The sequence below is a fragment of the Alteromonas sp. KC3 genome (genome assembly GCF_016756315.1).
Taxonomy (GTDB): Bacteria; Pseudomonadota; Gammaproteobacteria; order Enterobacterales; family Alteromonadaceae; genus Alteromonas.
Genome location: NZ_AP024235.1, coordinates 3,319,772 through 3,333,791 on the forward strand (window position 1 = coordinate 3,319,772; position 14,020 = coordinate 3,333,791).

A 14,020-nucleotide genomic window follows, 5' to 3' on the forward strand; every position below is an offset into this window, starting at 1 on the left:
TTTATTAGCAACACTTCACTCTCACAAAATCAGTTCCACACAATCAGGAGAAAGCAATGACACAGCGCATTTGTATTTATACTCCTAGTGGCCTGCATTCATGTTCTACAGACTACCACCTAAGTGAGTGGTTCGACGAATAGTCAAAACTGAATAACCTGCGTTTAATTTTTTCCAGTGCTCAGCGCTGGTTGTATATATTTGGTATTCAGGAACTTTCTAATGAAAAAAATAATAATGAACATGGTGGCGACACTAGCAACAGCTCTTTTTTTAACAACAAACACGCATGCATGTATTACCAGTGAATCAGAATCTAACGATACTGAATCGCAGGCGAATACTGGCATTTGCAGCGGTACAACCGTAGAAGGAAATCTTAGCCGAGGCGACATCGATTGGTTTGTATTCGATGTAGCACAAGCTGGCAGTATTGACATAAGCCTTAACCACAATTCGCGAGACGACTTCGATTGGGCACTATACAAAACCTCTGGCGGCGCAGTTGCCACTGGTGAAACCGGAAGTGCACCTGAGACAGGCCGCTATGAAGCAAGCTCGGCAGAAACCTACTTTTTGAAACTAACTCGCTACTCTGGGCGTGGTTGGTATGACTTAAATGTATCTTTCCCTAATACTGGCGACGGTGGTGATAACGGTGGCGGAGGCGCCGACTGCGGCTATGGTATTCGCCCATCTAAGCCTAATAACCTAACAAGCTACGTGACCGGCAGTGAAAGCGACAGCTGCACTAATTTAACGCAAAGTGATGGTGCGGTGTTGTTAATGGGTGGCGGCTCAGACGTGGATAGCGCATTCAGTAACCGCGTTGTTGGTCACGTTGGCAGTAACGCCGATGTGGTAGTGCTTAGAACGTCAGGCAGCGACGGCTACAACAGTTATTTGCAAGGCCTAATGGCGGCCGACTCGGTGATAACGCTTATTGTTGATACTCGCAACAAAGCCAACGAAGACTACGTGGACTGGGTTATCCGCAGCGCAGAATTTGTGTTTGTTGCTGGCGGCGATCAGTCTGACTATTTGAATCAATGGAGCGGTACAAAAGTGCAAAGCGCACTGCAACATGTGTTCGATAAAGGCGGTGTTATTGGCGGCACATCGGCTGGCATGGCACTAATGGCCGACAGCGTGTACGATCCAGACGGTATTCTTGGGGCAATTTCAGAGGAAGTCGTTACCGACTACTGCCATGAGACATTGAATTTTAGCAACGGTATATTGTCTATACCAATGCTAAACAACGCGCTAACCGATACGCACTTTGCTGAGCGCGATCGCATGGGCAGAACTGTTGTTTCTTTGGCACAGCACTCAACAGATCATTTTGCTATTGCGGCTGATGAAAACACATCCCTTTTCGTTACCAGCAATAATAGTGGCGTTGTTAACGGCTCTGGCAATGTTTATGTATTTAGAGAAACCGCGTCAACACAGCGCCAATTGCTCACTTGTGGCTCGCCCGTGCAGTATAGTAACGTACAGCGCATTCGGTTAAGCCCTGGAAACACTATAAACTTAAGCACGTTCAGCCATAGTGGTAGCGCCATAGATATTTCTATAAATGGCAACAATAACAACTTCTACTCTCCCCTAAACCCTTATTAACGGCACAAAAAAGGCGCTAGTGTAACTAGCGCCTGTCTATGAATTTGCTCAAAAGAGAATAAAGTCGGCAGAAGATCCTTCCACTGCCGAAAAAGGGCGCAACACACAAGAATTGCGCAAAACAGGAGATGCCCAAACAATAAGCCTGAACATGATTAACTTTAATTGCGTTCACATATTTTGTTTGTACCAAAGGTCTCAAATAGCACGCTAATCGTCTTTAGTGCCCAACTGTTTTACCTTTATTCGCAATAAACTTCTCAACTACCTCTTTAACGAACTGCTGGCAATCCACCGAAGTGGTTGGGTCGTAATGCCCACCATTGGTGATGTTGTTTGATAACACGCGAATGCCCAGAAAAGGTACGTCGTAAGCCAATGCAATTTGTGCTGCGGCCGATGTTTCCATTTCTTCTACACTAGTGCCAAGGTGCTCATTAAGCCAAGCGATACGGTCTAACTCATTGTTCCAAAAGTTACCGCTGCCAATGGTGCCTTCTACCACTTTTCCGCGTGTATACTTTTGTTTTACCGACTGTGCAATGCCCAGTAATTCTTTGTTGCCTAGGTAGTAGCGCACCTTCTCGGCATCCGCAGCACTGTCGCCCTCTCCGGCACTTCCTTCTGAAGCCATAATATCCATAGGCACCCATTGCATAGGGTCTGAGCCTTGTCCTTGCGCTAAACGCGCCGTTTTAAAGTTACTCGCATTTACCGCGCGTTTGCCTAGCACTATATCACCCACGTTTAACTTGGGATCATGCCCGCCCGATGTGCCTTGATTGATGATGGCTATGGGGCGATAACGCTCAATACCAATAGCCGTTGCCGCAGCGGTATTTTCTAGCCCCTTCCCCGTTTTGGCTACCACCACTGGATAGTCGTTCAACCTACCAATATAAAACGTGGCATTCCCTGCTTTTTCTATGCGAACGTCGGTGAGTAAACTGGCGAAGAATTCTGCTTCAATGGGCATAGGCCCTTGGATCATGATGGGCGATTTTGGTGCACTTGCAGAGGTAACCGACACAGATTTAAATTGGCTCTGCTTTCCCAAACATACGCTACTGACCAGTAACGCCATAACAACAACCACATATTTCAACAGTACACTCCCCATATTTAACTGTATAAATTTACGAATAACGAAAGCTGCAACCGCGGTGCCAGCTTTGAAAAACGTGAGCCTTTTCTCGTTGCTATTCCAAATAGTAACACCGATAACGGTTAAGAAATTATTTTCACCTAACCATAAAGATTCTTTAGCTGAAGCCGATAACACAGTTGAGCAGAGTTGTACCTTGAATTAATCTAAAGATAGGGCCAACACAATGATAATTGCACAAAGTCAGATAACGCTTGGCTATAAGCATAGTTACAGCGAAACTGTCTCGGTAAAAGAATCGCTTGCCACTCGGCCTCCTGCGAATACAGATAGCGTCCCCTCTGGAAACACCACCTCTGATGAGCTTTCGCAAAACACGTTAGATGCCCCTGCCGATAGTGAAACGCAACACTTGGATGTTAAAACGGCTCAACTGAAGATGTTGGTAGAGCAATTAGCCGGGCACAAAATTACGCTTACAAGCCCCTCAAACCTTGATAATGCACCCGGTACACAGAATGATAATCAAGGTAATGCGCAGGCGCGCCAATCGACTACCGCAGACCTAATATACCAGTATGAGGAAAGCTATTTAGAACACGAATCAGGGCACTTTAGTGCAAACGGGCAATTACTTACCAGCGCGGGTGATACCATCAACATTGCGTTGTCGCATTACTCAGAACGTCAGTATTACATTCATAACCGCTTTGAGCTGAAAGTGGGTGAAGTAGAACTTACCGATCCATTGGTGCTTAATTTGGGCCACTCAACGCATTCGGGCCTTGACCTTACACACAACAAAGTAGCGTTTGATATTGATGCCGACGGAAAGACAGACAACGTGCACTTTGCAACGGGAACATCAGGTTTTTTGGCCATTGATATCAATATGAATGGAAAGATTGATGATGGTAGCGAGCTATTTGGTGCGCGCACCGGTAATGGTTTTAACGAGCTTGCCAAGTATGACAGTGACAACAATCACTTTATTGATGCAGGCGATCCGGTGTTTTCTAACCTAGCGTTTTATCAAAAAGATACTTCGGGTAGTGATGTCATTACGCCGCTTAGCGCACTGGGTATAGGCGCGCTGTATTTAGGCAATATCGCGGCGCCTTTTAAAGTAAAAGACGCCAACAATCAGCTGCAAGCTGTGGTACGTGCCAATAGTTTTTTCCTGTTTGAGGATGGGCGTACCGGCACATTTCAACAAATTGATTTGGCTGTTTAGGCTCACCAGTTTTGCTTTTTGCACCCCCACAGCGCGTAGTAAGCAATAAAGCAATAGCACGGTAACATAATGATATACGCTGTTTGTCCGCCAATAGCTTCGCTGGCAATGCCGTACACCATAGGCAAAATGGCACCACCTGCTATCCCCATGATGAGTAACGCCGACCCTTGCGCGGTGTACTTGCCCAAATTATTTAGTGCTAACGGCCAAATAGCCGGCCACACCATTGCATTTGCTAAACCTAATAGCGCAATGAAGGTAACGGTATTTGGTAAAGCTTGCACTCCAAGCCAGCCCCACAATGCGTTTGAAATACCGGTATCGGTATTTGAACTAAGCAGTATGCAAACCGTAAGCACTAAGCCTAGTAACGCCGAACTTAACAAAGCTGTTTGTTGAGAGATAAAACGCGGAATACATACCAAACCAATGGCGTAACCAATTACCATGGCAACCATGGTGAACGAGGTTAGTGTAGTGGCGTTCTCTACGCCAATTGACGAGCCATACAAGCCTATGGTGTCACCTGCCACTACTTCAACGCCCACATAGAAAAACAAACTTATCGCCCCCAATACCAAGTGCGGGAATTGCAAAATTTGTTTGCTCTGCGATGGCGTGGTTGCAACGTGGCTATTGCCACCTGCGCTTTGCGCATCATCGTCACTTTCAATAGACGGCAACGCGATTCGCATAAACACCAATGCCAATAGCCCAAGCGCTATGGCCATACCGATGTATGGCTGAATGAGCGAAACCGACATGTCGTTTATAAGTAATGCTCGCGTGTCTGCAGGCATTGCGTCAAGCGACTCTTGATTAACATCGGGCAAGCCGCTTAATACCAAGCTAGTAAATACAATTGGCGCAAGCACACCTGCCGCTTTGTTCAGTAACCCCATAAACGCAATACGCGCGGCTGCACTTTCTTCGTTACCTAAGCGCACAATAAAAGGGTTCGATGCCGTTTGCAGAATGGTTAATCCGCTACCTACAACAAACTGTGCCAAAAGAAAGATTGGAAAAACGGCGGTCAGTGCGGCTGGCACAAATAGTAAGCAGCCAACCGCAATAATGCCTAGACCTAAACTCATGCCTTTTTGATAGCCGGTTTTTTCTAGTATCTTGGCCATGGGCAAGGCCATAACCACGTAGGCAATATAAAAACAAAATGCAATAAGTAGGGCCTGTATTTCGGTTAGCTCACATACCATCTGTAAAAAAGGGATAAGTGCGCCATTAAGCCAGGTAATAAACCCAAAAATAAAGAACAATAAACCAATACTTAAAATGGGTATAAATCGGCTTATGCCTTGTGTGTCGGGTACATTTGATTGAGCTTGTGTTGTCATGTCAAAAGTCTCTTATTTTTAATTATTCTCTAGAGTCGCTTGATGCGCCAAATCCACTTAGCTGCGCTATGTCATCGCTTTTATCGCAATTGTTATCGCAGCAGCTGTGGCCTGCAGAATAAGCAAATTGCTTTGTACCTTGCAGATACACTTGGCGAAGCGTATTTGCGCTATCGACTACAACAAAGTTAGCGGCCTTTCCTATGGCAATATCACCTACCCTATCATGTATTTTGGTAAATACCGCAGGGGTTGTGCTTGCCATCATACTGGCATCTTCTAGCGCAATATTAATGTCGTTTACACTATTAGTCAGTGCACCATGCATATCTAGGCAGCTGCCCGCTAACGTGCCATCAGGTGTGGTTAACTTATCGCCCGTACGTGTTATATGGGTATCAAAAAACGCAATGCGTTTGTCGCTTGCCCCCACATGCGCCATTGCATCTGTCACAAGCATAAGCTCACTAGGCCCTTTGGTTTTAAAGGCCAGTTCCACGGTTTTAGGGTGAACGTGCTGATGATCAACAATAATGCCGCAGGTACTGTTGTGAAGCATTGCTGCTCCCACCATACCCGGCTCACGCGACGTTAAAGGTGACATAGCGTTAAATAAATGGGTAAATCCAGATGCCCCCGCTTCAATGGCTTTTTCTACCACATCAAATGGCGCGTTGGAGTGCCCTAGCGCCACTATAACGCCATGACTCACTAGCTCGCGAATAACATCGCACGATACGTTTTCTGGCGCCACAGTCACAAGTACTTGCCCCAAATCTTTGCGAGTATAGGTTGCCATTTCACGTTCAGTTAGCTTGCGAATATAACGGGGTAAATGCACGCCTTTCTTTTCAATAGACAAATGCGGCCCTTCAAAGTGCACCCCTGCAATAGACGCATGGTTGTCTGCTATTGCTTGGCTAATCGCATCGGCGGCTTGCTCAATGGTGTCTATATCGTCAGTTATTAACGTAGGGAATAGCGTTGTAGTACCAAATTGAAGGTGCGCCGCCGCCATCACTTTTAAGCTTTCATAAGTAGGGGCATGATTAAACATTACCCCACCTCCACCGTTTACCTGCGTATCAATGTACCCGGGTAAAACTGCGCCTTTGATATGCTGTGAAATACCCGCTTTTACCTCGTCGCTCACATAGGGGTAGCTCGCGATATTTTTAAAGATGCCGTTTTCAATACTTAGCACTTGGTTGGGTAACCAAGCGCCGTCCACTAACACCTTTTCGACAAGAAGATGGGTGATCATTGGGTTTTGGTTACCTTGTTTAATCCTGGTGGTGTATCAGGGTTTAAGCCCCACTCAATGGCAATTTGCTCAATGTCTAAATAGAAACGCTGCATAAGCAACAATGCAGAAACCCGAGGGTGTACATCACTAACGCTAGTTCCTGTGGTAAAACCTAGGTCAAGACACTCGCCGCCGCGTGCTCTTACATCTCCTACCATATCTGCGTGAAAAGGCGCACTTTCATCCAGAATATTAAGTGCTATCAACTTTAGTTTTTTCTCTACCAATGTCACAGGGCCGTGAATAAACTCCGCGCTACTAAACGCCTCGGCATGAATGCCTAACACTTCTTTTAGTTTAAGTGCTACTTCGCGACCTACTGCGTAGCCAAAACCGCGTCCCAACACTATGGTATTGCGTGTATTTTCAAGATAATTGGCAGTAAGTTGGTTGGGCGATTCAATCACCTTTTGAAGTGACTCGGGCAATGCAGCTAACGACTCAAACAGTGCATCGTTTTCACGCCAACGCGCGCACAAATGAAGAAGTGCAGACAAAGTAGCAATGAAACTTTTTGTGGCCGCTACCGCTTTTTCTTCGCCGGCTGATAAGGGAATAACGGCATCGGCAAGCTCAGCTAAAGGTGACGTTTCATCGTTAACAAAGGCCACTGTGAAAGCACCGCCTTTTTTCGCCGATTCTGTTTGTTTCAATATATCGGGGCTTCTTCCCGACTGTGAAATTACAAACGCCACCGCCCCGTTTAAGTTAAGCTGCTTGCCAAAAATACCCGCTATAGACAACGCTGCACTACAAACCGGGATCCCCATTTCGGTTTCAAACAAATACTTGCCAAATACCCCGGCATGATCAGAAGAACCTCGGCCAATAATATAAATAAGGTGTGGATTAAGCTTATTAAGTGTTGCGGCTAGTTCGCGAATGGCACCGTCGTTTTTATCGAGTTGTTTTGCGATAACCGTAGGCACTTCACGGGCTTCTTTTGCCATTATTGATAAATTCATTACTCACCTTTTAATTGAAAACAAGCCGCTTTGGCGTAATGGATAGCACCTTGTTGCGGTGTTGCCTTACACGCCACTAAACGGGCTTTAATGGAATCGGAAAAATATGTGGAATACACGTTGCTAAGACCGCCAATCATGGCAAGAGGATAGTCATGTTGCGCTAATAGTCTTTGCGCCATGCTCTCAATATACGCTGCGCCTTCTTCAAATAACGCACTTACAGTCTCATCTTTGGTGTAAAGCAACGGCAGCATTTGCTCAACCAATGCCGCATAGTGATGGGTATTAAACGTGGCACATTGGCTTACAATGTCATTGATGTCGCTGGTATTAAGCGCACTACAAATTTGAGTAGCCAGTGCGTCTATAGGGGCAAGTTCGTCTAAACACAACAGTGTATGTTTTACGGCTTTTAACCCAAGCCATGCGCCACTGGCTTTATCGCCAATAGGAAAACCGTGACCACCTACATCGTGAAATGCGTGGTTATGCCACACTGTGCCCGAAGACCCTGTGCCGATAATGATCGCCGCACCACTTTCTCCATCGTGAGCGCCCAGACACGCCGCGTGTAAATCGCTTAGCACATGAAGAGAATGAAATGGATGTGCCCATGTTTCAAATACTTGCTTGGCACTGGCAATATTTGCACCGGCAAGGCCTGCACCTACCACACACTGTGACAAACCAATGGCATTGTTACTGTCACAATTCGTATTAGCTGATGCTATGGCAAGCGAGATAGCGTCTAACATAGATGCCTTTGCCAACTCACTGTCGCGCATGATATTCGCGGGACCACTTACGCCCTCGCCTAGCAATGTGCCCTTGCTGTCTTCTAATCTTGCTCGACATTTGGTGCCGCCACCGTCAATGCCAATAAAAAATAAATCAGAACTCATTTACACTTCTCGTTTTTATTAAATAGGTAAGACACACAATTAATGATGACAACGCTGTCATTTTTAGCCATTAAAAACAAGCACTTACAACAGTGCTTGTCGGCTCGTTTTTTGTGTACCTTGAAGTCTTGCGCGTACTTTTACGTTATCTGCATTTTCTATCGAAACGGGCTTGATGTACTCAATCCAGTCACCGTCTGCAATTTGATATTCACCAATCAGCCCAGCTTTTACCTGCATGGTTAGCATGCCATCGGCTATTTTTGCCGCAGGCATTGGCACGCGCACATTGATATTTTGTTGCACTAAAGCGGGCGCATGTTGCGTAAGCAAAGCATGTTCAAATGCGTGGAAATTCTGATCACGGTTTTGCTGTAAGCTACCGTCTTTCGCCAATACTGGTGCCTTTTCTTGCCACGGCGCTTCATACCAAGCGCGTTCAGCAAGCGCCAATAACCGCGGGAACACCATGTACTCTACTGCGTCTTGGTTAACCGTTACTTCGCTCCATAACTGGCCTTGAATACCCACTACCGACGAGGTGTTTACCCTGTCATTACTGGTGTAATTTTCGCCCATGCGTGTCGTCCACTCTTGGCTGTGCAATGGCAAGTGCTCAGGCATCAGCGAGAAGACTTTATGCGTACTGGTAGCCCGTGAGCCCCAGTAATAACCTGGCTCAAGTGGGTTACTTTGATAAGGAAAATCAAAATAGAGCACATCGGGGAACGACAGCACTACTGGAATATTCGCGTCGGCAAAGTGTGATACGGTATTTTCTCCACCTGCCGCTAACAGATGCCACACATTGGTGTATGCCTTAGTGTTATCCAAGGTTTTCGCCGCTTTTTCCATGCCATCACTCCAACCACCAATGGCAATGTTATGCTTTTTAGCAATGTCTTGAACACGTGTAACAAAGGTGGGAAGAATAGTATCAGCCTGTTGCCCTTTTGCTTTGCACACGGGGGATTCAACCCACGCGCCTGCGGTTTCATCGGCGCCCACATGGAAGTATTCTAGCGGCACATTTGCTTTGTCGTGCAACGCTTTTACCGCGCCCATTATGGTATCGATAAAGGTGTATGTGCTATCAAGACAAGGGTTTATCGTGTTATCGCGATAAAATTGAACGCTTTCATAGCGCGTTGTGTCTTGATTGTCGACCAACATATACTTGTTTGCTTCGGCGCTGTTTCCGGCTTTCATTAATCGCTGATAGCGCGCATTCATAGACACAATAGCAGCGCGAGCATGCCCTGGCATATCAAGTGATGGGATCACTTCAATACCACGCTGATGCGCCATTTGAAGAATGTCGATGTAATCTTGCTGCGTTAAAAAACCATTCCCTTGCGCACTTTTAAACGGGCCACTGCCAAGCTGTGGTAACAAACAGGTTTGTTCCGACAAGTCATGACAGCGATATGCGCCAATGTCAGTGAGTTCCGGCAATGCATCAATAGCCAATCGCCAGCCCTCATCGTCACTTAAATGAAGATGAAGCTTGTTCAGTTTGTACGTGAACATTTGCGTAAGTACCGACGCAATGGCCGCTTTACCCGGAAAATGGCGCGCAATATCTAAATGCATACCACGAAAAGCAAAGCGGGGTTTGTCATGAATTGAAGTAATCGGCAGCGTTTGACGGCTTTTGTTATAAAGCTGCGCTAAAGTGAGTAGCGCATAGTTAGCACCTACCGCATCTTTGGCCTTGATATCTACACCGCTATCTCTCACAACCAGTGAATATTCGCCCTCAACAAGTGTATTAGGCGTGAAGCTGATATTGACGGGTATGCCGTTATCTTGCTGTGACAATCCAAAAAAAGCCGCCTGCGCTAATGCAGGTGACAAAGCATTAACAACGTCGTCTTTTACACTAATGCCTTTTACACGAATGCCTGTTACTGCAATGGTTTCACCCGTGTCTTGGCGCTCTGCAACTTGAGGAATAACGCGGTTATCCCACTCGGTTGATTTTGTGGTGTATGTTGGCTGCTCTGCTAAAAAAGCACTGTCCATTAACGGCATAGCATCAGAGGCCGTGCGCTTATATTGCGCTTCGTTTTGCCACGCATCAGTATGCTGGTTAACTAACAAATGGGTACCAGGCTCTTTTACCCGTGTGGTAGATGCCACAATAACAGGTTGAAGCGATGGATAGGTTAAATAGTAATTTGGCATGGCGTCACTGCGAGAGGCATGCCAGAAAGGGGCTGACAAGGTCACTGTCACTTTTGTATCAGCCGCTATAGATTCGTTAAAGGTTAGGCGATGTAAATCGCCATTGATATGTTCAATAGTAATAGCGCTGTCGGTATCGAAGCCGCGAATTGGCGCAATATGGCTAAAGAATAATGATGTGGTTGCTGGAATAGTACTTTTTGCGCTTTGCAGCGTCATTTGTGATGAGAAGCAATCACCTTTGGGAATATGCACACGACACGCAGTGTCATCAATATTACTGAGCACGCTGTACTGAACATTAAGGTGCTGGCCAAGTTCGTCTAACTGTGGCTGTTCAATGTTAGCCTGCGTTGATGCGACTGGCGAGCACGCCATTAACAACATTGATAATCCCAAAATACATCTCACGTAACACATCCTTTACTGATTTATGATATTTACTGTGCTGGTACTAAAACGCCGTACGTTTAAAAACAAGGGTAGAGCTTGTGCCCTACCCTTTTGCAACGTAAAAATAGCGAACACACAAACTATTTTTACACCCCTGCCTTAAAATCGCATGCTTGCGCCGATGAAGAAGCGACGACCGTTAGCGCTTTGCGTACCGCCTAGGCGTTTGCCATCGCTGCTGCGAACGTAGTAGTTCTCCCAAATTTCATTGGTTAAGTTAAGTGCTTCTGCTTTAAGCGTGATGGTGTCAGTTACATTCCAGCTTAGCTGCGCGTCAAGCTGTGATTGCTCGTCGCGGTACTGATCGCCAATCTCGGCTTGTGCAATGAAGTACTCTGAACGGTAGTTATAGTTAAGGCGTGCGCTGTACACGTCTGTTTCATAGAACACACCAATGTTGAACGAGTCTTTTGACGTGTTCGGGAAACTCACTAACCGTGACGCAATAGTTGCCCCTACAATGTTACCGTCAGCATCAGTTACTGGTACCGCTTCATCTACTTTGGCATCGGCTACATCTGTATAGGTGTAGTTAGCATAGCCACCAAAACCGTTATCGAACACGTGTTGAATTTGCATTTCGATGCCGTCAATTGACGTAGAGCCGCCGTTTTCAGGTGTTCTCAACTGGTTAATTTGTTGACCGTCAATTTCACGCGATACAGTTTTAGTAAAGATGAAGTCGTTAATGTCTTTCTTAAATACGGTAATTGCCGCAACAGAAGACTCGCTGAAGTACCATTCGGCACCCACTTCAAACTGGTTTGCCGTTAGCGGGTTAAGCTGAGGGTTACCTGCCGAGCCAGAGCTTGTCTCAGGAGTTAAGTTAACCGCAGGTGCTAGCTGGAATGGAGCAGGACGTGTTAGCACACGAGACGCCGCCATACGTAGCAATACATCGTCTGTTAGGTCGTAAGACAAGTTAATGCTAGGTAGCCATTCGTTATAACCGCCATCAAAGGCAACCGCTTCGCCGGTATTTAGGTCAAAACCGTTTGAGGTAGAGTCAGTTTCCACATAGCGTAGACCCACATTACCTCTGAAGCCATCACCGCTGAATTTCGCCATAACGTAAGCAGCAGTAATGTCTTCTTCAATTTCAAATGAAGACTCGTCTAGGAACTGGTCAGTGCGACGGCACAGTGTCGTGGCATCGCCCGCACACTCCGCAACGCTGTATAGCGCGTTGTACATGCTGTCTTTGTCTGGGAAGAAGTAGCTTGCACCAACGCCATTAGTATTTGAGTGCGATACATTGATCATGTCGCCACTCCAAAATGCTGATGCTGGGCCAAGGCTGCCTTCACCCGTTGGTGCTAGGTTAGCCAAATCTGTTCTGTAGCGTGATTGCGAGAAGCTTCTGTCACGGCGTTTGATACCCGTTTTCACTTCGGTAACTGCGCCCCAATCGACACTGTGTTCGTAATCAAACTGAATGTAGTTTTCTTTATCTTCTGTCGCGTTAAGCTGATCAAAGATACCACCTAACCACATTTCGTCAGTCGGGTTCGCTAACCACGGGCTTGAAGTAGTAAAGTCGATGTATGGCGCATCACCACCTGGATTGTAAAAGTCGAATGCAACGCGCGGATCGCTTGCGTCTGCCCAAAACTCTGTAAAGAAGTCACGGTTTTCACCTTCACCTGTGGTTGTACCTAGCTGGAAGTGTAATTTACCATCGCCCATTAGGTAGTGACCTTCAACGTCGATGATTTCAGTCGACATTTCAGAGCCGTCGCGGAAGATATTGTCGTATGCCAACGTACGAGCCCATACTGGGCGCTGGTCAACACCCACTACATTAAGTGATTCAACCACGTTGTCTGCACTAACGGTACCTGTGTTAGTGTCGGTCCCCATATAAGCGATACCGCGAAATGGAATACCAATAAGGTTAGAGTTTACGTTGTCTGCTTTTAACGTAGATGATAGATAGTGTACTGACATATCGAAGTCGTCAGTTGGTGCCCATTGTGCGGTAACATCAAAACCAACACGCTCACGATCTTGTTTAAATAAAGCTGAACCCATACCCCAAGGTAACGCACCTTTTCTATCAGCACCGGCAGGCGCTTCAATAAGTGGGTCGATACGGGCAATACTTGGACCAAACCAACCAAAGTCTTCGTTAGTTTCACGCTCTACGGTACGTTCCTGATATGAACCAGAGAAAAGAATACCGAAGGTTTCATCGTCGTTCTTCCAGCTGTAAAGACCTGACAGTGTAGGGTCTAATTGGTCGGCAATATCACCATACTGCCCTTCAACTGACACTTGACCTGAATGCGCATCTAAATCGAATGGCTTACGAGTTTTAAGAATAACCGTACCACCAAGCGCACCTTCATCAATATCAGCTTGTGATGATTTGTATACTTCAAGGCCCGCAATCATTTCTGATGCCAAAATCTCGAAGTTAAAGTTACGCGTTGCATCTGAAAGTACAAACCACTGACCTGTACCAACGGCTTGACCATTTACCAAGGTCAAGTTTTGGTCTGGCTGAACACCACGAATCGTTACGCCCTGACCTTCACCAAAGTCGCGGTCAATGGTGATGCCCGGTACACGTGCTAGCGTTTCCGCTACGTTTTTGTCTGGGAACTTGCCAATGTCTTCTGCGGTGATCGCATCAACAATCGCGTTAGAGAAACGCTTAGCGTTGATGTTGGCCTTTTGGCTACCACGGATCCCTGTGACTTCAATGACTTCAGTTTCACCCGCTTCTTGCGCTACAGCAACAGGTACCGAAATACTTGTCAGTGCGCCCATAGCTATGGCGAGGCGAACACTTCTTGTTAGTTTGTTTTGTTGGTTTTTGGACATTGTATTAACCTTTTCTCAGCCAAAATGACAACGCTGTCATTTATTAAAATAATAAAAT

The 14,020-nt window shown here is 46.2% G+C and carries 9 protein-coding genes; 2 read left to right on the plus strand and 7 right to left on the minus strand.

Annotation, left to right across the window (positions count from 1 at the left end):
- Positions 1-222 precede the first annotated feature (222 nt).
- Positions 223-1,626: a cyanophycinase gene (locus JN178_RS14745; protein WP_232369581.1), complete on the plus strand. Its 1,404-nt coding sequence runs from the start codon at positions 223-225 to the stop codon at positions 1,624-1,626.
- 220 nt (positions 1,627-1,846) lie between these two features.
- Here the strand turns inward: JN178_RS14745 and JN178_RS14750 are convergent, their stop codons facing one another.
- On the minus strand, positions 1,847-2,908 hold the full coding sequence (locus tag JN178_RS14750; RefSeq protein WP_232369582.1) for a 5'-methylthioadenosine/S-adenosylhomocysteine nucleosidase: 1,062 nt from the start codon (positions 2,906-2,908) through the stop codon (positions 1,847-1,849).
- 49 nt (positions 2,909-2,957) lie between these two features.
- On the opposite strand from JN178_RS14750, the gene JN178_RS14755 reads away from it, so the two are divergent.
- Entirely contained in the window at positions 2,958-3,965 is a 1,008-nt protein-coding gene (locus JN178_RS14755) for a hypothetical protein (protein ID WP_202262202.1), read from the plus strand.
- Positions 3,966-3,967: 2 nt separating this feature from the next.
- On the opposite strand, the gene JN178_RS14760 is transcribed toward JN178_RS14755, so the two are convergent.
- The 6 genes from JN178_RS14760 to JN178_RS14785 form a co-directional block, all read right to left on the minus strand.
- The gene (locus JN178_RS14760) at positions 3,968-5,320 is read right to left on the minus strand and encodes a sugar MFS transporter (RefSeq protein ID WP_202262203.1); all 1,353 of its coding nucleotides are present in this window, start codon (positions 5,318-5,320) and stop codon (positions 3,968-3,970) included.
- Positions 5,321-5,342: 22 nt separating this feature from the next.
- Entirely contained in the window at positions 5,343-6,584 is a 1,242-nt protein-coding gene (nagA, locus tag JN178_RS14765) for an N-acetylglucosamine-6-phosphate deacetylase (protein WP_202262204.1), read from the minus strand.
- A complete protein-coding gene (gene nagB-II / locus JN178_RS14770) occupies positions 6,581-7,591 on the minus strand; it encodes a glucosamine-6-phosphate deaminase NagB-II (RefSeq protein ID WP_202262205.1) in 1,011 nt (336 codons plus the stop codon). Before nagB-II ends, nagA begins: the two co-directional genes overlap by 4 nt.
- Positions 7,591-8,496 carry a BadF/BadG/BcrA/BcrD ATPase family protein gene (locus tag JN178_RS14775; RefSeq protein ID WP_202262206.1) on the minus strand — a complete coding sequence of 302 codons (906 nt, stop codon included), beginning with the start codon at positions 8,494-8,496 and terminating at the stop codon, positions 7,591-7,593. Before JN178_RS14775 ends, nagB-II begins: the two co-directional genes overlap by 1 nt.
- An 84-nt stretch (positions 8,497-8,580) precedes the next feature.
- Positions 8,581-11,094, minus strand: a complete 2,514-nt coding sequence (locus JN178_RS14780; RefSeq protein WP_232369583.1) for a family 20 glycosylhydrolase — start codon at positions 11,092-11,094, stop codon at positions 8,581-8,583.
- 141 nt (positions 11,095-11,235) lie between these two features.
- A complete protein-coding gene (locus JN178_RS14785) occupies positions 11,236-13,962 on the minus strand; it encodes a TonB-dependent receptor (RefSeq protein WP_202262208.1) in 2,727 nt (908 codons plus the stop codon).
- Positions 13,963-14,020: the final 58 nt, after the last annotated feature.